At 49.3% G+C, this 18,558-nt stretch carries 17 protein-coding genes and 1 riboswitch; of the genes, 7 read left to right on the top strand and 10 right to left on the bottom strand.

Annotation, left to right across the window (positions count from 1 at the left end):
* Positions 1-12 precede the first annotated feature (12 nt).
* Positions 13-1,536, top strand: coding sequence for a xylulokinase (gene xylB / locus MMB75_RS18995; protein WP_016820312.1), 1,524 nt, complete (start codon positions 13-15; stop codon positions 1,534-1,536).
* Positions 1,537-1,621: 85 nt separating this feature from the next.
* Here the strand turns inward: xylB and MMB75_RS18990 are convergent, their stop codons facing one another.
* The 3 genes from MMB75_RS18990 to MMB75_RS18980 are packed head-to-tail and all read right to left on the bottom strand — an operon-like array spanning position 1,622 to position 4,080.
* The gene (locus tag MMB75_RS18990) at positions 1,622-1,798 is read right to left on the bottom strand and encodes a FeoB-associated Cys-rich membrane protein (protein ID WP_016820311.1); all 177 of its coding nucleotides are present in this window, start codon (positions 1,796-1,798) and stop codon (positions 1,622-1,624) included.
* Positions 1,799-1,834: 36 nt separating this feature from the next.
* Positions 1,835-3,844 carry a ferrous iron transport protein B gene (gene feoB, locus MMB75_RS18985; RefSeq protein ID WP_016820310.1) on the bottom strand — a complete coding sequence of 670 codons (2,010 nt, stop codon included), beginning with the start codon at positions 3,842-3,844 and terminating at the stop codon, positions 1,835-1,837.
* A complete protein-coding gene (locus MMB75_RS18980; protein WP_016820309.1) occupies positions 3,835-4,080 on the bottom strand; it encodes a FeoA family protein in 246 nt (81 codons plus the stop codon). Before MMB75_RS18980 ends, feoB begins: the two co-directional genes overlap by 10 nt.
* A 280-nt stretch (positions 4,081-4,360) precedes the next feature.
* On the opposite strand from MMB75_RS18980, the gene MMB75_RS18975 reads away from it, so the two are divergent.
* Both MMB75_RS18975 and MMB75_RS18970 read left to right on the top strand, forming a co-directional pair.
* Entirely contained in the window at positions 4,361-5,488 is a 1,128-nt protein-coding gene (locus MMB75_RS18975) for a transglutaminase domain-containing protein (protein ID WP_017425971.1), read from the top strand.
* Positions 5,489-5,536: 48 nt separating this feature from the next.
* Positions 5,537-6,913: an MFS transporter gene (locus MMB75_RS18970; RefSeq protein ID WP_031462241.1), complete on the top strand. Its 1,377-nt coding sequence runs from the start codon at positions 5,537-5,539 to the stop codon at positions 6,911-6,913.
* A gap of 122 nt (positions 6,914-7,035) precedes the next feature.
* Here the strand turns inward: MMB75_RS18970 and MMB75_RS18965 are convergent, their stop codons facing one another.
* The 4 genes from MMB75_RS18965 to MMB75_RS18950 all read right to left on the bottom strand — a co-directional run bounded on the left by MMB75_RS18965 (position 7,036) and on the right by MMB75_RS18950 (position 12,248).
* Positions 7,036-8,502 (bottom strand): amino acid permease, encoded by a 1,467-nt coding sequence (locus MMB75_RS18965; RefSeq protein ID WP_019688612.1) that lies wholly within the window; start codon positions 8,500-8,502, stop codon positions 7,036-7,038.
* Positions 8,503-8,636: 134 nt separating this feature from the next.
* Positions 8,637-8,839, bottom strand: a riboswitch (Lysine riboswitch).
* Positions 8,840-8,960: 121 nt separating this feature from the next.
* Positions 8,961-10,094: a virulence factor gene (locus MMB75_RS18960; protein WP_045245018.1), complete on the bottom strand. Its 1,134-nt coding sequence runs from the start codon at positions 10,092-10,094 to the stop codon at positions 8,961-8,963.
* Between the two features lie 277 nt (positions 10,095-10,371).
* Positions 10,372-11,604 (bottom strand): MFS transporter, encoded by a 1,233-nt coding sequence (locus tag MMB75_RS18955; protein ID WP_017425969.1) that lies wholly within the window; start codon positions 11,602-11,604, stop codon positions 10,372-10,374.
* 89 nt (positions 11,605-11,693) lie between these two features.
* Positions 11,694-12,248: a MarR family winged helix-turn-helix transcriptional regulator gene (locus MMB75_RS18950; RefSeq protein WP_031462238.1), complete on the bottom strand. Its 555-nt coding sequence runs from the start codon at positions 12,246-12,248 to the stop codon at positions 11,694-11,696.
* Positions 12,249-12,607: 359 nt separating this feature from the next.
* On the opposite strand from MMB75_RS18950, the gene MMB75_RS18945 reads away from it, so the two are divergent.
* From MMB75_RS18945 to MMB75_RS18935, 4 genes are all read left to right on the top strand, one after another.
* The gene (locus tag MMB75_RS18945) at positions 12,608-13,954 is read left to right on the top strand and encodes a cytochrome ubiquinol oxidase subunit I (protein WP_016820302.1); all 1,347 of its coding nucleotides are present in this window, start codon (positions 12,608-12,610) and stop codon (positions 13,952-13,954) included.
* Positions 13,951-14,982 carry a cytochrome d ubiquinol oxidase subunit II gene (locus tag MMB75_RS18940; RefSeq protein ID WP_016820301.1) on the top strand — a complete coding sequence of 344 codons (1,032 nt, stop codon included), beginning with the start codon at positions 13,951-13,953 and terminating at the stop codon, positions 14,980-14,982. Before MMB75_RS18945 ends, MMB75_RS18940 begins: the two co-directional genes overlap by 4 nt.
* A gap of 6 nt (positions 14,983-14,988) precedes the next feature.
* Complete coding sequence (cydS, locus tag MMB75_RS26265) at positions 14,989-15,099, top strand: cytochrome bd oxidase small subunit CydS family protein (protein WP_014278118.1); 111 nt, start codon at positions 14,989-14,991, stop codon at positions 15,097-15,099.
* Between the two features lie 209 nt (positions 15,100-15,308).
* Positions 15,309-16,319 (top strand): MBL fold metallo-hydrolase, encoded by a 1,011-nt coding sequence (locus tag MMB75_RS18935; protein ID WP_016820300.1) that lies wholly within the window; start codon positions 15,309-15,311, stop codon positions 16,317-16,319.
* 92 nt (positions 16,320-16,411) lie between these two features.
* Here MMB75_RS18935 and isdG read toward each other — a convergent pair whose 3' ends face one another.
* Genes isdG through MMB75_RS18920 form a run of 3 tightly spaced genes read right to left on the bottom strand, consistent with a single transcriptional unit; the run spans position 16,412 to position 18,550 of the window.
* Positions 16,412-16,762 carry a heme oxygenase gene (gene isdG / locus MMB75_RS18930; RefSeq protein WP_016820299.1) on the bottom strand — a complete coding sequence of 117 codons (351 nt, stop codon included), beginning with the start codon at positions 16,760-16,762 and terminating at the stop codon, positions 16,412-16,414.
* A 1-nt stretch (position 16,763) separates the two neighbouring features.
* Entirely contained in the window at positions 16,764-17,555 is a 792-nt protein-coding gene (locus tag MMB75_RS18925) for an ABC transporter ATP-binding protein (protein ID WP_016820298.1), read from the bottom strand.
* Entirely contained in the window at positions 17,552-18,550 is a 999-nt protein-coding gene (locus tag MMB75_RS18920) for a FecCD family ABC transporter permease (protein ID WP_025365838.1), read from the bottom strand. The genes MMB75_RS18925 and MMB75_RS18920 overlap by 4 nt, the downstream gene beginning before the upstream one ends.
* Positions 18,551-18,558 lie beyond the last annotated feature (8 nt).

Below are 18,558 nucleotides of genomic sequence, written 5' to 3'. Positions count from 1 at the left end.
GGAGGAACTCCAATGCAGGAGAAGCTAAATCAGGAGCAGGAGCGTTATGTCATCGGCGTGGATTTGGGTACCAGCGCAGTTAAAACGGTGCTGGTCAACCGCAAGGGGCAAGTGGCTTATGAAACCTCACAGTCCTATCCTCTCCATCAGCCGAAAGCAGGGTATAGCGAACAGCATCCTGAGGACTGGGTCAGTGGCACGTTAGCATCACTGAAACAGCTTGTGGAGAAGGCCGGAATCGCCGAAACAGATGCTGTGGACGGCATTAGCTTTTCGGGGCAGATGCACGGGCTTGTGCTGACTGACAAGGAAGGCCAAGTGCTTCGTCCGGCTATTCTTTGGAATGACACGCGCACAACGGCACAATGCCGCCGTATTGAAGAACAGCTCGGGCCAACGCTGCTAAGTATCGCACGCAACCGCGCGCTGGAAGGCTTCACGCTGCCCAAGCTGCTGTGGGTGCAGGAGCATGAGCCAGACGTGCTGGCTCGTGCGGCCCATTTTATGCTGCCTAAAGATTATGTGCGCTACTGTCTCACAGGAGAACTGGCGATGGAGTATTCGGATGCGGCGGGCACATTACTGCTGGATATCGCGAACAAGCAGTGGAGCGAAGAGATCGCTGCTGCGTTTGATCTGCCGCTGTCGCTGTTCCCGCCACTGGTGGAATCCTTTGACCAGACGGGTACACTATTGCCGGAGATTGCGGAGCAGAGCGGGCTTTCGTCTGAGACCAAGGTCTATGCAGGTGGAGCAGACAACGCATGTGGCGCGATTGGCGCTGGCATTTTGAGCGAAGGCCGCACCTTGTGCAGCATCGGCACCTCAGGAGTTGTACTTTCCTATGAGGAACGCAAGGATATCGACGTTCAGGGGCGAGCCCATTTTTTTAATCATAGTGAGCAGGATGCTTATTATATCATGGGAGTTACACTCGCGGCTGGATACAGCTTGACCTGGTTTAAGGATACCTTTGCGCCAAAACATTCCTTTGACGCATTGTTGGAAGATGTGAACTCGGTCGAGCCGGGCAGCCGCGGGCTGCTGTTCACGCCTTATATCGTAGGCGAACGTACGCCTCATCCGGATGCAACTATTCGAGGCAGCTTTATCGGGATGGATGCAGGGCATAAGCTTGCGCATTTTACACGAGCGGTACTGGAGGGAATTACGTTTTCGCTCAAGGAATCCATTGATATTCTTAGAGGCACGGGAAAAACGGTGAATGAAGTGATTTCCATCGGCGGCGGTGCGCGTAATGAGGCATGGCTGCAAATGCAGGCCGATATTTTTAACGCGGATATCGTCAAGCTGGAAAGTGAGCAGGGACCTGCCTTGGGAGCAGCTATGCTGGCTGCCTATGGTAGCGGGTGGTTTGAATCGCTGCAAGCGTGCGCTGAAGCTTTTCTGCGTGAAGCAGCAAGATATTCGCCGAACCCAGAACGTGTGGCACAATATGAAGGCTTATACGAGCTATACCGTGAAGTGTATCTACACACACGGGAGCTAAGTGAGCATTTGGCGGTCTATCGGTAATATGGTGAGCTTTGAGCTTAAATGAGAAGCGGCTTCGGGTGTAGAAATCCCCGAAGCCGCTTTTTACATGTAATGATGTTATGAATTAAATACTTTTCTTCATTTTCGCATGATCTTCATTCACTGAGCTCACGGCACAGCCCGGACATGACTTGCTTGATGAACAGCCGGCACAGGCGCCTTGGCGGCTTTTTCGCAAAAATCGTACCAACACCCACGCACTATAACCGAGGATCGCCAATAAAATAATTACATTGATCATGGAATCCACTTCCTTCTATATACTGTAGGGTCTGAATTAACCCCAACCTAATAATCTGCCACACTGATAGATCAAGACGGCGATGATATATGCAACGGTCAAAGGATAGACCACAGAAAATGCAGTCCAGCGCCAAGAGAGTGTCTCTTTGCGAATAACCGCTACCGTGGCCAGACACGGCACATACAACAGAATGAACACCATAAAGCTAAATGAGGCAAGCGGTGTAAAAGCATGACTGACTTGCAGTTCCAATCCCTGCATATCGGGAACGTGGTAAATGATATTCATAGTCGATACGACTACCTCCTTGGCCATAAAACCTGTGAGCAGGGACGCGCCTGCTTGCCAGGTACCAAAACCAAGAGGGGCCAATAGAGGTGCAAACCATCCTCCAATTGTAGCGAGCAGGCTATCATCCATTTCTACCCCGAAGCCCTGCGGACCGAAATTGGACAAGAGCCAGATGCCAACGGAGCCTGCAAGAATAATCGTTCCGGCTTTACGGACGAAGCCTTTGACCTTTTCCCATGTGCTGCGAAATAAGGTAAGAGCCTGCGGTACCCGATAGGGAGGGAGCTCCACGATGAAGAGGGAAGGCTCACCTGATAAAATAGATACTTTGGAAAAAATTTTGGCAAGTATAAGCGATACGGTGATCCCTAACACATACATCAGCATGATAATGCTTGCCGCATGTGACGGGAAAAACACACCTGCAAACAACGCATAGACTGGCAAGCGGGCCGAGCATGACATAAAGGGTACCAGCAACGTTGTAATGAGGCGTTCTCTTGGTTGTTCGATGGTGCGTGCCGCCATAATGGCCGGAACATTACAACCAAATCCAATAATGAAGGGAATGAAGCTTTTCCCGTTCAAGCCCACAGCCTGCATCAAGCGATCCATGAGTATCGTGACCCGTGCCATATACCCAGAGTCTTCAATCACCGAGATAATCAGAAATAAAATAGCAATTTGAGGCAGAAAAACTAGCACACCCCCGACTCCAGCCACGATGCCGTCCACGACTAGACTTTGTGTAAAAGCGGACGCGTTCAGGTGAACGAGTAATTCAGAAATCCAGCTGCTGAGTGTCCCTGAAAAAAATTCATCTAGCATATCTGAAAGAATTGTACCCGCCCAATCGAAGGTAAACTTGAAAGTAGCGTACATCAGCAGTAAAAAGATCGGTATCCCCAAGTACCGATGAGTTAGCAGTGCATCCAGCTTATCAGTCAGACTGTGAGGTCTGAGTTTGGATGTATCAATTGCCTTGGTGCACAGATCAGCAATCCATGCTGTTCGTACAGAACGAATATGCTGAGCAGGGGGGATGGCATACCCTTCCCTGAGAAGCTCTTGTTCGCAACGCTGGATGCGTGCCGTTACTTGTTCACGCTGTGTCTCATTCGTCATCCATTCCATGACGACCGGATTGTTTTCCAGGCATTGTAATGCGGCCCAACGGAGCTGAGGCACAGATGTATTCGGCAGCAAGTTGCAAATATCCTTAATAGCAGCTTCGACGGCGGGGCCGTAATCCAGTTGAAAAGCATTGGATGTATGTCTGACCTCTCGAAGGGAAGCAAGCATTTGCTTACTTCCGCTACCTGTACGTGCCACCATAGGAATAATGGGAACGTTCAATTGATCAGCCAACAGTTCCTTGTTTACCCGAAGACCGGTGGCATCGGCTACATCAGTCATGTTTAAGCCGAGTACAAGCGGACGACCGTATTCCAATAGCTGTACAGTCAGATAAAGATTGCGCTGGAGCTGGGAGGCATCCACGATGTTAATCAGCGCCGCAGGCGGCTCCTCCAGCAAATAACGAGTAGCGACGCCTTCATCCAGCGACAGAGGGAGTAAAGAATAGGCACCCGGCAAATCCACCAATACGGCAGACTTGTCACGCAGAATTCCTGTTTTCTTTTCCACGGTGACGCCGGACCAGTTGCCTACTTCTGCATACGTACGAGTCAGCTTGTTGAATAATGAGGTTTTACCTGTATTGGGATTGCCAAAAAGAGCGATCATGTCCATGTCGGAACAACCTCCAGTTGTTTCACTTGATTTTGACGGAGACCGACCAGCTGTCCGTTGCATTCAATAACAATAGGACCGCCCAATAGACTGATCTTTTTTAAGCGTATGATGGAGCCTTCGTTGATGCCCATGTCTGTTAAGCGTCGGCGCAATGAGGGATGAAGAGGGGCAAGAGATTGCAAACGCACAGTTTGGCCTAATGGCGTACGAAGGAGCGAGATACATTCTGGCATGGTGCTCAGCCTTTCTGATCTAGAATGAGAATCAATATCATTTACTTCCGATGCCAGTACCATATCATGAGGAGTACTAGATTGCTGTGATAAAATTCTCTGCGAACGACATGTTTGCCTAAGCTCCCAACTGTTATATAGCAGAGCATGGTGTCACAACCTGCCTTTAAATGCACTCTTACTCGCCTGCAACCGACAAAACTAGAGCGTTTGGGGCAACTGTTTTTATGGTAAGATAGAGCTGTTTACAACTATGCTAAGAAGGGCAGGAACGCTCTGTATGAACAGAAAAATCGGGGTTAGGCTTGTAAAATGTCTGGTTGCAGGTGCGGCGCTGGCTGTGTTGCTGCCGCAGGCTGTAGAGTGGGGCAGCAATGTGTATGCGTCGTCGGTCAAGCCGACTTCCTCCGTATCCTCGCAGCAGCTTCAGAACAAGCTTTTACAGGCAATGGCTACGCGGAGTGAAACGCTGACCTTTACATATCAAGGGCGAGTGAACGGTCTCAAGCAGCAGCTACAGACAGCCATCCAACAGGCGATGGAGAGCGATCCGTATGTGAATTATACGATCAAAAGCTACGCATTCAGCTATACAGGCACAACCACCTCCGCCCAGGTTACGATTCGTTTAAGCTACCGGGAGACGAAGGAACAGACGGCATATGTGGATAGCACAGTTCAAGCTGTGTTGGGGGATATCATTACGAAGGGAATGACGGATCACGAAAAGGTGAAGGCCATTCATGATTGGATCGTCGTTCGCCTGAAGTATGATGAAGCACAGCAAAAGTACACAGCCTACGATGGCCTGAAAACGGGCAGCACAGTGTGTCAGGGTTATTCGCTGTTGGCCTATAAAATGCTCGAACGAGCAGGGATTACGAATCGGATTGTGGAGGGTAGAGCAGGGGGACAGCTGCATGCATGGAATCTTGTTTTATTAGATGGCCGATGGTATCACATGGATACGACATGGGATGACCCGACCCCCGATCGCGCGAACGAGGTAAGCACTTCATATTATCTGCTGACGGATTCAGAAATGCGGCGGGATCACTCATGGGTGAAACAATACCCTCAGGCGAATACATCGTATCGGGAAACCTTATCGGCATTGATAGCTACTGGAGGGTCAAAGGCTACCGTGTATCAAAAACTGTACAATAACCTGGAATATCCATTGCAAGACGGCAAGGGGCTGGTCAAATCATCCGCCGATATCAAGGAGCAGGTTCATAAGGTGATAAATAAGGGAGGAACGTCACTTACCTTCGGCTATCAGGGGACGGAACGAAGTCTCAAGGAGGATTTGCAATCCTTATATCAACTTGGCTTGAAGTCCATTTCCTATCAGATTACGGATCTTGGAAGTACCGGCAATCTTCGTGTAACCCTAAAATGGACCTGATGATTTTGCTGTAAAAAGCTACATTAACAAAGGAGTATTCTAATTTATATGCACAAGCGTTCCTTTACCTATTTGCTTGGCACGCAGACGATGTCCAATGCGGCCGACATTCTTTACATTATGGCACTTGTGTCTCTGGTTTTTCATGAAACAGACTCGATCTTCTCTTCGGTGCTCGTTCCGTTGCTGCGAATGGGTGCACAGATGATCAGCGGCTTTTTGGCACCGCTCATTTTGGCCCGGTTCCAGCTTCCATTTATTTTATTCGTTTCCCAGTTCGGACAACTGGCCTTCTTCGCTGTACTGCTGGGCCACTTGTGGTCAGCGGGCACGGAGCCCGTATGGGTGATTGTGTTTGCGTTGGTGACAGCCATGTCCTTTCTGGACGGCTGGACTACACCTGCGCGCAACGCGCTGATTCCCCGCCTTGCTTCCGGGGAAGGGCTCATGCGGGCAAACAGTCTGGTATCGGTCAGCGATCAGACGGTGCAATTAGCGGGGTGGGGGCTTAGTGGGGTGCTCGTAGCTATGCTGGGCTCGGAAAAAACATTGCTGGTGGCTGGCGGTCTGTATATGATAGCGCTGATCTTCACCAGCTTGATTCGAGATCCCCTAGAAGGCAAAGCCCATTATTTGCTTCAGCCTGGAACAAGGGTGCAAAATGGAGATGTCTCAGCTTATGAGGCTGTAACCGAGCCGGGACAAGGGCACCATGACTTGCCTCCCGCACAGTTGGAAGATAAGCTGTATGGTCCGGAATCAGAGAGTCCGTCGGTGCCTCCTAAACGTAAAAAGGAAATACTGCGAGAAGGTTGGAATCTCATCGGAGCCAGTCGCAGACTGAAGGCTCTTATTTTTATGGATATGATTGACCTGCTGGGGGGATCGGTTTGGGTAGGCGCGTTCACGCTTGCCTTCGCTCAGCAGGTCTTGCACAAGAGCGAGGCATGGTGGGGATACATCAATGCCGCGTATTTTGCAGGGGCGATTGGTGGCGGCATCGTAGTCCTTGCCTGCGTCAAGCTGTTGCAGCGCAGACTGCTGCCCGCCATGCTGGCAGGAATGGCAGGCTATGGACTGCTGACAGCTTGGTATGCACTGAACACATTACCGCCACTAACGCTGCTTATCGTGCTGTTGATGGGGCTACCTGCGGAAATGTCGGTCGTCTCCCGCCGCACGATGATGCAAATGAGTGTGTCGGTACATGATTTGCCTAAGGTGCTGTCCGCCCAGGCTACGCTGACAAGCCTGACGTTTTGTATTTCGCTGCTTTTAATGGGCTGGATTGCAGATCATCTGGGTATCGTTAATTTGTACTTGTTTTCAGCAGTCTTGACGCTGATTGCTGTCATATACGGTATTTTTAGTCGTCGTGCCTTATCTATGTCTTTATCAGCTGAAGTAGCTGCTTCTTCCAAATAAACAGAAAAAGCCCGTCTCCGGGCATATACAGGGGAACATGAGGATAACGGTCTTGGGACCAGGTGTATCAGAGTGTTTCCCTGATATGTGGAGACGGGCTTTTTATCACACACGGTATTCTATTATTTATCCGAAGGCGGATTTGAACTCAAATCACATTCTTTTAATGGAACGATTTTAGTACGTTTAATCCATTTGTAGCCAAGCCACAGCAGAAGGAACAGCGGCACACTCATATACGTAGCGATCATCGTTTTCCAGTCAATCTCCTGTCCGGTGAAAGCATCCGTCCCTTGCCCAATAATGACAATGATACATAGAGCAAAGGCGAACAACGGTCCAAACGGGAACCAGCGGGCTTTGTAGGGAAGTTCACTCAGACTGTGACCCTGTGCAGTAAAGGCACGGCGGAAACGATAGTGGCTGACTGCAATCCCAACCCACGTAATGAATCCGCACATTCCCGAGGCATTGAGCAGCCAGTTATAGACTACACCGTCTCCATACAGGGAGGCGAGAAAAGCCAGCATACCAACAGCAGTCGTAATCAGAAGTGCATTCATAGGAATGCCGCGTCGATTGATACGCCCAAGGAAACGGGGGGCTTTACCTTCCCGCGCCAAAGCGTACAGTACCCGAGTCGCTGCATACATACCCGAGTTGCCTGCCGACAATACGGAAGTCAAAATAACGGCGTTCATGACTGAGGCAGCAATGGCAAGCCCCGCTTTTTCAAATACGAGCGTGAACGGACTGACTCCGATATCACTGATATCTCCTCGCAACAGATTCGGATTCGTATACGGAATGATCAAACCAATAACGAGAATCGCGAGAATATAAAAGAACAAGATGCGCCAGAAGATTTGACGGATGGCACGTGGCACATTGTCACGCGGATTTTCGCTTTCGCCAGCGGCTACCCCAATTAGCTCGGTTCCCTGAAAGGAAAAGCCCGCAGCCATAAATACGCCCAATACAGCGAAGAATCCACCATGGAACGGGGCATCTCCTACCGTGAAGTTGGCAAATCCCACCGCAGGACCACCCATGATGCCGAAAATCATCAGCACCCCTACGGCCAAAAAGATGATTACAGTCACAATTTTAATCATCGCGAACCAGTATTCGGACTCACCGTAGCCTTTGACCGTCAACGCGTTCAGCAAGAAGATTATGGCCAAGAATAACAGACTCCACCAAGCAGAGTGACTTTCTGGGAACCAGTATTTGATGAGCACGGTCGCTGCTGCCAATTCGGCAGCAATCGTTACTGCCCAGTTGTACCAGAAGTTCCAGCCCATGGCGAAACCAAAAGCCGGATCGACGAAGCGACCTGCATAGGTATTAAAAGAGCCGGATTCAGGCATAAACGTAGCCAACTCACCGAGGCTGGTCATTAAGAAGTAGACCATAAGGCCAACTGCTGCATAAGCCAGCAGGGCACCGCCAGGTCCAGCTTCGGCGACCGCGCCTCCACTGGCGAGGAATAGCCCTGTTCCGATCGAGCCGCCGAGGGCGATCATCGTCATATGGCGGGCTTTGAGACTTTTACGCAAGGTTGCGTCAGATGTTGCTTTGTGTTGCACGTTCAAACACTCCTTCATGAAATTGTATTTCATGTCAGGGCAAGAGCCAGAAGGAGGGGGAGTATATAAATCAAAAGACCGCAGGGAATACGCCTGCGGTCTTGTCTATGCATTCCGCACCATACCTTCTTCTATAACAAGATAGCTCAACACACGTGTCTGTGTTAGGACATCGCGTGACAGTTCTGCTCCTTTCGGTTAGCAGCCCCAGCATACGGAGTATTTACAAAGAGTCAGCTCCGCATACTTCGGCGGGTGTACCTTTCTACTGGAATCTCAGACGGCTCTTGGCGTCTCCTCCAGTGTACTGATTACATCCGCGACCTCTACCTCATCATAAAACAGGTTGATGAGGTGTATGACATGATATTATATTGTATAGCGAACTACAGTATATCGTACCTGTACACCTTCTGACAATCGACAATTTTTTGAAAATCCACTTATCGATTCTTAAATCAGGAGTTCCGCTTGGCCATCTGCTGCCAAACCGTACCTGCGGCTTGCTCGCCTGATTCGATGCGCTCCAGCGCCATTTTAGCTTGTAGACTGACCTCGAATTCGGGGTCTTCGACGGCCTTCTCCAGCGCATCACGCGCATCCTCGGTCCCAACCTCGTATAGAAAACGGGCTGCACGCCAGCGAACCAGCTTGCTGCTGTCCGATAGGGCTCCGATCATAGCACTGGTAGCGACGGGATCGCCAATGTCCGACAACGTGTCGCCAGCAGTGCGGCGTACTGCCGCTGAAGGATCGCGCAGCGCCTCGAACAGCAGTTCCATCGCCTCCGGTGTACGAATATCGCCCAGATAGACGACTCCCAGCCGCCGCAGCTGCATTTTGTCGTCATGCAGCGCTTGCCGGATCAGCGGCAAATGCTCGGGCGTCGGCTCCAGCCGATCCAGCGCAGCGTAGCGTGTGCGCCAGTCCTCGTGTTGCAGGGCCTGCTTTAGCTCGGCATCGCTCCACTCGCGGCGTTCCTCCACGAATTCGCTGTTGTCCGCGCCGTGGGCAATCGCCTGCTGGATAATTTGTTCCAGCCGATCCTGCGGAAAGGCTGCCTCCAATTCCTGCTCAACCTCGCGGGCAATATCCGGCAGTTCACCGTAGCGGACGCCGTAATCACTCAGCTTACGTTCCTTGATCAGCGTTGCACTTGCTACACGGGTAACGGCTTGCACGAAACGGTCGGACAAGGAAATTCGTTCCTCCTGCTGACCCGCTTTAACTCGAATTTGCATGGGAAGGCCGCGAAAAAATTGTACAAAAACCTGTGCTTCGCCAAACGCTTCCCCAGAGGTTTCCTCTGGTAAATCCCAATTAGCGTCAGCACCTTCCTCGCCTAGCTGATCCCGGACCTGACCCAGAATAGTAGACCAATCGGCATTTCCTTTACGGTCAAGGGCTACAAAATCAGTCGTGTGAAACACGCTTTTGACCCCTTCAATGGCCAGCATACGCCGGATAAATGGGGGAGCCGAACGCTCATTGTCCCGTGTATATGTTCTGCGGATACCCGCTTCCAGCCGCTCATCCAGATGCAGCATCATGGTGTTCGGACTGGGAGTTGGCTCGATAGATGTTATCTTCATAGCTCGGTACAGCCTCCTGTTCAAAAGTTCTCCATATATCATATATAGCTTATCTGTATTGTACCTCATTCTGCGTAGGTCTCCAAAGAGAGAGTTTTCGTTTATAGAGAAAACACAATGACATATATCACATGATTTAGATGAGTATACCTGTTAAATAGGAGTATTTCATAGGTTTTATTCTAGAAATCCGGGGGCGGTGGCGATGGGAAGTACCATCCGATTGCGCAGTGGCGCTATAGGTAACTTTTAAGTTCGGTTTTAGTCTGATGTTGTATTATGCATCCCGCTTCAGTGGATCGTTTTGACGGCGGCGAATGAGCAGGGAGGCGATAAGTCCCACAGACAGAACAGCCGCCAGCAGCATAAATGTAGTCATCTGATTGCCGCCATTCCCCATCAAACGAATGGAAAGCATAGGAGCTATACTCGTACCGGCAAACAGGATGAAGGTATATAGTGAGACCGCTATGGCCCTTGCTGCCCCGCCGAGCTGACCAACTATTGTAATGAGTGAAGGGACACTCAGGGCAATGCCGCTGACAAAACATACACTTAATACCACGATAGCTATTAGAGAATGTGTCATTCCCATCAGCGCCAAGCTAAGGATGGAAAGAAGAAGAGCTGTACGTAATACAAGGTGTACATCGAATTTCAGGGCCAATTTTCCGGCGAAGGGTGAGAGAAGCATGCCGATGATGCCAGCCGACCTGACATATAGCATCTGTCTACTATTCAGGCCAAATTCGGGACTGCCAAGGTAGCTTCCCAAAACCGTATACATGCTCACAAATGACATCAGAAGAACAAAAGCAATCGTGTAGCTTAACCATAAAGGATACGAACGCAGAACGGTCCCCAACTGACCGAAGGCTGCCAAAATACGAACCCCTCGTTGCGGGGAGGGAGCTTTAGGCAGGAAAAAAAGAACGATCAGGAAGGTGATTGCGTACAAAACACCTAGCATCCGAAATACCATATTCCATCCGATTTGTTCGCTGATGATAATACTAAATACCTGTCCGGCAATACCTGCCACTAGAAAACCGGTGCTGATAAAGCCGATGGCCGTTACCCGTTTTTCGGTTGGAAACATGTCTACGGCGTATGCGAGAGCAACGGGGGAAAAGGTGGCTGCCGCCAAGCCCTGAAGCAAGCGCAGTGCAACTAATACAGAATACTGACTGGTTAAGCTGAGGGATAACGAAAGGATCGTCAATGCGAGCAATCCAGCGACGATAATCTGCTTGCGTCCAAAGCGATCAGACAATCCTCCATAAATAAGACATCCCGCTGCAAAGCCTAAGGAAAAGATACTTCCCGGCAGAGCTGCTTCAGCTAGCGTTTTTCCAAATACTTTAGCAAAGAGAGGGACCAAAGGGATCGTCACATACAGGCTGGACATGACGACAACCGCTGACCAGCATAGGATTACAGTCATCCATGCATAAGGGAGAGCAACATTTTCCTTCTGGATAAGGGTATCTTTTGTTCGTAGTTTACTCATCAATAGAACACTCCTTCATCATCAAATAAGTAATTTGAAATACAAACAATTAAATATATTAGATAACCTAATTATATGTTCAAAAAAAATTACCTGCCCACCCCCAGTTTGTCTTCCATATGATGATGGATTTTTTCTATAATCCGTGAAAAAACGATCTGCTCCTCGGGCTCCAAAATACTCGCTAGGGAAGCACAGGAAGACCAAAATACAGGGAGCACTTGCTGTACAAGGTGAGAACCCGCTTCTGTAATGCGTACATGAATTTTGCGCCGATCTGTAGAACTATGTTCTCTGATAATCCAGCCTCGTTGCTCTGTCCAATCCAGGAGGGATGTTACAGATGCACGTCGGATGCCTAGACGGTCAGCAATCATAGAGGGGCTCATCTGAGACTGGGATTGGTGCAATCTCAATAGCAACAATAAATCTAGCTTACTCTCTGTCAGGCCGTAAGCAGCTAGATCCAAATCTACCGCGTCGAGCACATTATCACCTGTCCATAGCAAGAAGAGACCAATACGGGCAAGTCGCCGGTCTGTTTCTGCAAGGGCAGTTTGATCCATTAACTCTAGATAAGGTTCTGGGCCCAGACGAGGAAGAGATTGCTGGATGAAGTCCCGCTTACTTTGTTTTGGCGGCATAAGTTCACTCTTTTCATATAATTAGGTTATCTAACTATATATCAATATAACGTATTGTCATGAATAAAACAATATCTAGAAAGAAATACTGCTACATTCAATACAGAAGCAGGGTTAAAAATCAGCTGAATGAACCAAACTGTAAATAGGTTACCAAAATGCGCCAAAAGATAAGTGAAGGAGGCGTTCCTATGTTCCGCAAGCAGGAAAGAACGCTCATTATTGTATGTATAGTAATTGCGGCCATTATGCTATATGCCGTAATTAAAAGCATAGCTCGCTTGACTCCCTAGTTGGTAATCAAGAGTGAATTCGAAGTTTTCCCTATTAAAAATGTGAAATGAAGGAGTGAAACCCATTTGTCTTCACTGGACCCTGTATTGCTAAGCCGGATGCTGACCGGAATTACCCTGTTTGTTCATATCGTATTTGCATCCATCGGCGTTGGCGTACCCTTAATGATTGCACTTGCAGAATGGCGCGGGCTGCGAACTGGTGATCCGCATTATACACTGCTGGCACGGCGGTGGGCTCGGGGGTTTGTCATTACTGTCGCCGTGGGCGTCGTGACAGGCACCTCCATTGGTCTACAGCTCAGTTTGCTGTGGCCTACCTTTATGCGGGTGGCTGGACAAGCGATTGCGCTACCCCTGTTTTTAGAGACGTTTGCTTTCTTTATCGAAGCAATATTCCTAGGCATCTATTTGTATACCTGGGATCGGTTTAAAAGTAAATATTTTCACTTGATGCTGCTCATCCCGGTAGCGATTGCCTCGTCTGCCTCAGCGGTTTTTATTACGACTGTGAACTCGTTCATGAACCAACCTCAAGGCTTTACACTCAAAAATGGAGTCATGACCAATATTCATCCCATCGAGGCTATGCTAAACCCGGCCACGCCGACCAAAGTGTCCCATGTACTGGCTTCCTCGTATACATTGAGCGCAGGGGTGCTGATGGGGTTGGCTGCTTACAGCATGCTGCGGGGGCGTAATCACCCTTATTTTAAAAAGGCGCTGAAGCTGACGGCCACCTGTACCATTGTATTTGCCATCAGCACAGTGCTGATTGGAGACGCATCCGGCAAATTTCTGGCCAAATATCAGCCGGAGAAGCTGGCTGCCGCCGAATGGCATTTTGATACGATGACGCACGCCCCCTTTGTATATGGCGGCTTTATGGACGAAAACGGTGAAATCAAATATGCCCTGAAAGTGCCTTATGCACTTAGTATCCTGGCAGGTAATTTGCCTAGTACGGAGGTTAAGGGGTTAAATGACTATCCGGTGGAGGAGCGTCCGCCGCTGTCTATTCATTATATGTTTGACCTCAAGATCACCACTGGAGTGCTGATTCTCGTCATCCCACTGCTGTATCTGATCCGTAAGCGTTTGCCAGGTCGCAAACCCTACCCCAAATGGCTGCTGCTAGCGCTCATTCTGGTCGGACCGATGGCGATGGTAGCTATTGAGCTGGGCTGGATGTTTGCAGAGGTCGGCAGACAGCCGTGGATTTTACGCGGATATATGAAGGTGTCCGAAGCAGCAACCACTTCTACAAGTGTTGGGTGGATGCTGGTGTTGTTTGTTATTTTGTATCTGGTGCTGTGCTTCTCGGCCATCAAGGTACTCAGCAAGCTATTCCGTAATAAGGATGCCGTGGAAGAGATAAGACAGCTGGGCCTGGAAGGGGCTGAAGGCAAGTGAGCTATGAAATTGTAGGTATCGCTATATTGTGGACCTTCCTGTTTGGATATTTGCTTGTGGCGTCCATTGATTTTGGTGCAGGCTTTTTCAGCTTTTACAGCGTGCTGACAGGCCACCAGAATAAAATCCACAATATCATTCAACGATATCTGTCTCCGGTATGGGAGGTAACGAACGTATTTCTCATCTTTTTTGTGGTGGGATTAAACGGGTTCTTCCCGGATGCGGCTTATTACTATGGTACGGCGTTACTCGTTCCCGGCAGTATTGCGATTGTGCTGCTCGCGATCCGGGGAGTATATTATGCTTACAATACCTATGGGCATTCGGGTAAAAATAATATCGTCTACATGGCATTGTACGGTGCGACTGGGCTGCTGATTCCCGCAGCACTGTCGACGGTCCTCGCTATTTCAGAAGGTGGCATTATTGTAGAGAACAGCACAGGTGTTCATCTGCAATGGGGCCAGCTATTAAGCAACCCTTACACGTGGGCAGTTATTATTCTGGCGCTGGTGAGTGTATTGTATATATCGGCGATGTTTTTGTCCTTTTATGCCAAAAGGGCAGGGGACAAGATAGCTTTTGAAATCGTACGAGGGTACGCGTTACTCTGGAGTGCTCCTACGATTTTGGCGAGTTTGTTCGCATTTTTCCAGATTAACAAACAAAATCCAGACCATTTTGCCAATATGCTTAGTATGGCCTGGATGTTTGTCGCATCCTTCATATGCTTTGTGGGAGCAGTGTATCTGGTCTGGCAGCGGCGGCATTTGGGTATCTCCTTCATCCTGGTGATGCTGCAATTTGCATTTGCCTGGTATGGCTATGGCCGCTCACATCTTCCGTATGTTCTGTATCCCTACATTAATGTATATAACAGCTTTACGAACTCTACGATGGCGTATGCATTGATTACGGCGTTTGTTGCGGGTCTGCTGGTGCTGATTCCTTCGCTGATCCTGATATTGAGATTGTTTCTGTTCGATGCAAAGTATGTACGAGGACAAGCGGGAAAGAAGGGGTGAGTTAGAGTGGTTGCTTTCGAGCATTTTACGATCATGTATGAGTCGCCGATCATTATCGTGGTGGCGATTGTGTTTTTGTTTATTTATTCGGCACGCTTTAAAAATCCACAGGACTGACAATAACATGTGGAGCAGGCCTTCTGATAGATCCGGGAGGTCTGTTTTTGCTGTATTATCGCAGAATTTCCTTTACAGATGTGATTGAATTATACTTTACATAGTTCAGGATGTTGCATCATTTCATGATCACATTTGAGTGACAATATATAGTTAAATTGAACCGTTGTGTTTTTTGGAGAACGGGTCTGTCAGGGAGGGGCTGCATCATGCCTAAAGTGCGTTTTAACAATATGGATCATGTAAATACCGATAAAACCATCAAGCAATTCAGACAATGGCGGCAGGAGCGACGCAGCAAAATAAAGGATTACACGTTCGTTGTGCCCAACCATCTCCCGGAGCTGGAGTTTCTGCATAGTAATCGGGAAATGGCGACGGCGACCTGGGTGGGCCATTCCACCTTTTTCATTCAGTACCTTGGGCTGAATATGGTCACCGATCCGGTGTGGGCAGAGCGTATGGCTTTTGATAAAAGATTGGCTCCGCCCGGCATTCGCATTCAGGATGTGCCACCGCTGGATATCATTCTGCTGTCACATTCGCATTATGATCATTTACATTTGGCATCGTTGCGGAAGTTATATCGTGCAGATACATTGATGCTCGTCCCCTCGGGGTTAAAGTCGAAAATGATCCGCAGAGGCTTTCGCAACTGCCATGAGCTGCAATGGTGGGAGCATTTTACGGTAGGTGGAGTGCGGATTACATTTGTTCCGGCACAGCACTGGACACGGCGTACGCCGTTTGATACCAATACTTCACATTGGGGTGGATACGTTTTGCAAAGTGAGCAGCAGGTGATCGGTTCTGCCACGTCTGTTGCAGGCTCAGATGCTCACGCAGAATCAGATTCAGCGGAGGCACCTACGTTGTATTTTGTGGGAGACACGGGATATTTCCGTGGGTTTAAGGAGATTGGCGAGCGCTTTGCTATTGATCTGACCTTTATGCCGATTGGTGCGTATGAACCGGAATGGTTCATGACCTCACAGCATGTGACACCGGAGGAGGCGTTGCAGGGCTTTGTGGATTGCGGCGCAGATCAGATGATCCCGATGCACTATGGAGCCTTTAAGCTGGCGGACGATACGCCGAGAGAGGCGCTGGATCGTCTTGAAGTGGAGCGAGAGCGCTTGGGGATTGCAAAGGAACGCATCCATGTACTGGGGCACGGAGAGACGCTGAAAATTGGGCGCCGTTGCTCAACTAGAATCTGAAGGGTTCAGTAACGTATATAAAATAAGCGACTCGGTGGACAATGAATTTGCCTGCCGAGCCGCTTTTTCTAGTTTTAGGCTACCGTCCAGAATTAAACGGCTTCGATATCACTCGCCAAAGAGGAATCATTGTTCGAGATGGGATGACGAACGATTTTAACCTCATAAAATGTAATTTTGTTTTCAATAATATAGTCTGGAATTTGACGGTGGTTGTGGGATTCGCGGAACGCTTCACTTTTCGTCCAGCCTTGGAAGTTCTCTTTTTCCTGCCAGCGTGTGCTAATCGTTACTTCCTCATAATCCTTCGTGTTTTCCGTCAGCAGCACTTCCAGACCGAGGAAGCCTTCCATTTTTTCAACCTGTCCTTCTTTGTTAAATCTTTCGATGAGCAGGTGGGCATTGCCCGGTGTAATTTTAGATGTATTTGTAACGATAACCATATTAAATTCCTCCTGAATGATGTGGTATGGTCGGTATAATAACCGGATAGCCATCCTCAAATTTGATGGTAGCGTTCATTTCATAAATGTCGCGAAGAAAAGCAGACGTCAAAATCTGACGGGGTTCGCCAGCGACGGCGATTCGTCCCTTTTTAAGCGCAATCATATGATGACAATAGGCCGCAGCTTGCTGCAAATCATGCAGTACCATAACAATCGTCAAGCCGGACTCGTGATTGATACGCCGCAGCATATCCATAACTTCAAATTGATGGGCGATATCCAGAAAAGTGGTTGGTTCATCGAGTAAAAGAATACCCGTTTGTTGGGCCAAGGCCATTGCAATTCGCGCTTTTTGTTGTTCACCTCCCGATAGAGTATGGAACATCCGATCTGCATAGGGCTTGATGCCTGTGATTCCCATGACATGGTCGATAATATGCTGGTCTTGCCTGGTAGGACTTGTCCTCAAACCCTTGGTATGAGGGGATCTTCCGTAAGCGACCAGCTCACGGACTGTTAATAACGGCAGCATGTCCTTCATTTGCGGCAGCATGGTAATCGTCTGGGCAAAATCACGCCGTTTATATTCCTCTACGGGCCTGCCCAGTACGGAAACCTTGCCCTGATCCTGCTTGAGCAGCCGGGTCAAAATCCGCAAAAGCGTAGACTTGCCTGAGCCGTTGGGACCGACAATGGCAGTGAGTTGTCCGGCGGGCAAGGTAATGTTCACATCGTCCAGCTGGAAATACCCGCGTTGTAAGGAAAGATGCTTACCCTGAATGGCTGTCATCCGAAATTCCCCCGTTTCTTGAGCAGGATTAAGAAGAACGGTGCCCCAATGACGGCCAGCAAAATACCGACAGGCAGCTCAATCGGATCAAACCAAGAGCGTGCCACTGTATCGGCTAGGACAACCAGTGTCCCACCGCCCACAATGGAAAGGGGGAGGAGGAAACGATAATCTTCCCCGATGAGCAGCCTTATAACATGGGGAACGACCAGTCCTACGAACCCGATCAGCCCGGCTACACTGACCGCCGTGCCGGCGAGCAGGGCAGAGAGCAAGATAATGAGCATCCGTTGAAGCTCTACCCGCTGGCCCAGCAGCTGTGCTGAATCATCACCCAATAGCAACAAATTCGCAGGCTTAATGGCAAACAAAGAGGCGATTAAGCCAATGATAGCGTAAGGAGCCATGAACTCCAGATGATGCCAGCTTCGTCCATTTAACCCGCCGGATAGCCAAGGAAGTACAGCCTGTACGCGGTCGCTGTACATGACCATTACTCCGTTGGTGAGCGCGCCCAGCAACGCGTTGATTGCAACACCAGCCAGTACAATTTTGACAGGGGAAGCCCCTCGGTCCCAAGCCAGCAGGTAAATGACGATCGCACTCAGAAAGGCTCCCAAAAAGGCGGTTACCGGAAGAAGGTAACTAAGCTGTGGAAGCATCACCATCGTAATGACGGCTGCAAGCCCACCTCCAGCCGATACACCAATAATGCCTGGGTCAGCCAATGGATTTTTCATGACGCCTTGAAGAAGTGCTCCTGAAGCTGCGAGACAAGCGCCTACCAGTAAACCCACCAACACTCTGGGTAGTCGGAGATCCATTAGGATCGTGCGATATGTGGATTCATCATTATGTAGCAAAACCTGATTGATTTCTTGAAGTGGAATCGACACCGAACCGTAGGCCAGACCGTACACAGAGACAGCTAGCAGTAAGATCGGAAGGGTAATCCAGGCGATGGTGCGTCTTCTGGTGCGCTGTAGTTTGTTCATCGTCATCG

The sequence above is a fragment of the Paenibacillus sp. P2(2022) genome (assembly GCF_029522175.1).
Lineage (GTDB): Bacteria > Bacillota > Bacilli > Paenibacillales > Paenibacillaceae > Paenibacillus > Paenibacillus polymyxa.
This window is presented reverse-complemented; position numbering and strand designations above follow the sequence as displayed.

What these genes read in the sequence shown, in the direction of transcription:
- xylB (WP_016820312.1), top strand. Translation starts at nt 13, where the DNA reads ATGCAGGAGAAGCTAAATCAGGAGCAGGAGCGTTATGTCATCGGCGTG.
- MMB75_RS18990 (WP_016820311.1), bottom strand. Translation starts at nt 1,798, where the DNA reads ATGATCAATGTAATTATTTTATTGGCGATCCTCGGTTATAGTGCGTGG.
- feoB (WP_016820310.1), bottom strand. Translation starts at nt 3,844, where the DNA reads ATGGACATGATCGCTCTTTTTGGCAATCCCAATACAGGTAAAACCTCA.
- MMB75_RS18980 (WP_016820309.1), bottom strand. Translation starts at nt 4,080, where the DNA reads ATGCCAGAATGTATCTCGCTCCTTCGTACGCCATTAGGCCAAACTGTG.
- MMB75_RS18975 (WP_017425971.1), top strand. Translation starts at nt 4,361, where the DNA reads ATGAACAGAAAAATCGGGGTTAGGCTTGTAAAATGTCTGGTTGCAGGT.
- MMB75_RS18970 (WP_031462241.1), top strand. Translation starts at nt 5,537, where the DNA reads ATGCACAAGCGTTCCTTTACCTATTTGCTTGGCACGCAGACGATGTCC.
- MMB75_RS18960 (WP_045245018.1), bottom strand. Translation starts at nt 10,094, where the DNA reads ATGAAGATAACATCTATCGAGCCAACTCCCAGTCCGAACACCATGATG.
- MMB75_RS18955 (WP_017425969.1), bottom strand. Translation starts at nt 11,604, where the DNA reads ATGAGTAAACTACGAACAAAAGATACCCTTATCCAGAAGGAAAATGTT.
- MMB75_RS18950 (WP_031462238.1), bottom strand. Translation starts at nt 12,248, where the DNA reads ATGCCGCCAAAACAAAGTAAGCGGGACTTCATCCAGCAATCTCTTCCT.
- MMB75_RS18935 (WP_016820300.1), top strand. Translation starts at nt 15,309, where the DNA reads ATGCCTAAAGTGCGTTTTAACAATATGGATCATGTAAATACCGATAAA.
- isdG (WP_016820299.1), bottom strand. Translation starts at nt 16,762, where the DNA reads ATGGTTATCGTTACAAATACATCTAAAATTACACCGGGCAATGCCCAC.
- MMB75_RS18925 (WP_016820298.1), bottom strand. Translation starts at nt 17,555, where the DNA reads ATGACAGCCATTCAGGGTAAGCATCTTTCCTTACAACGCGGGTATTTC.
- MMB75_RS18920 (WP_025365838.1), bottom strand. Translation starts at nt 18,550, where the DNA reads ATGAACAAACTACAGCGCACCAGAAGACGCACCATCGCCTGGATTACC.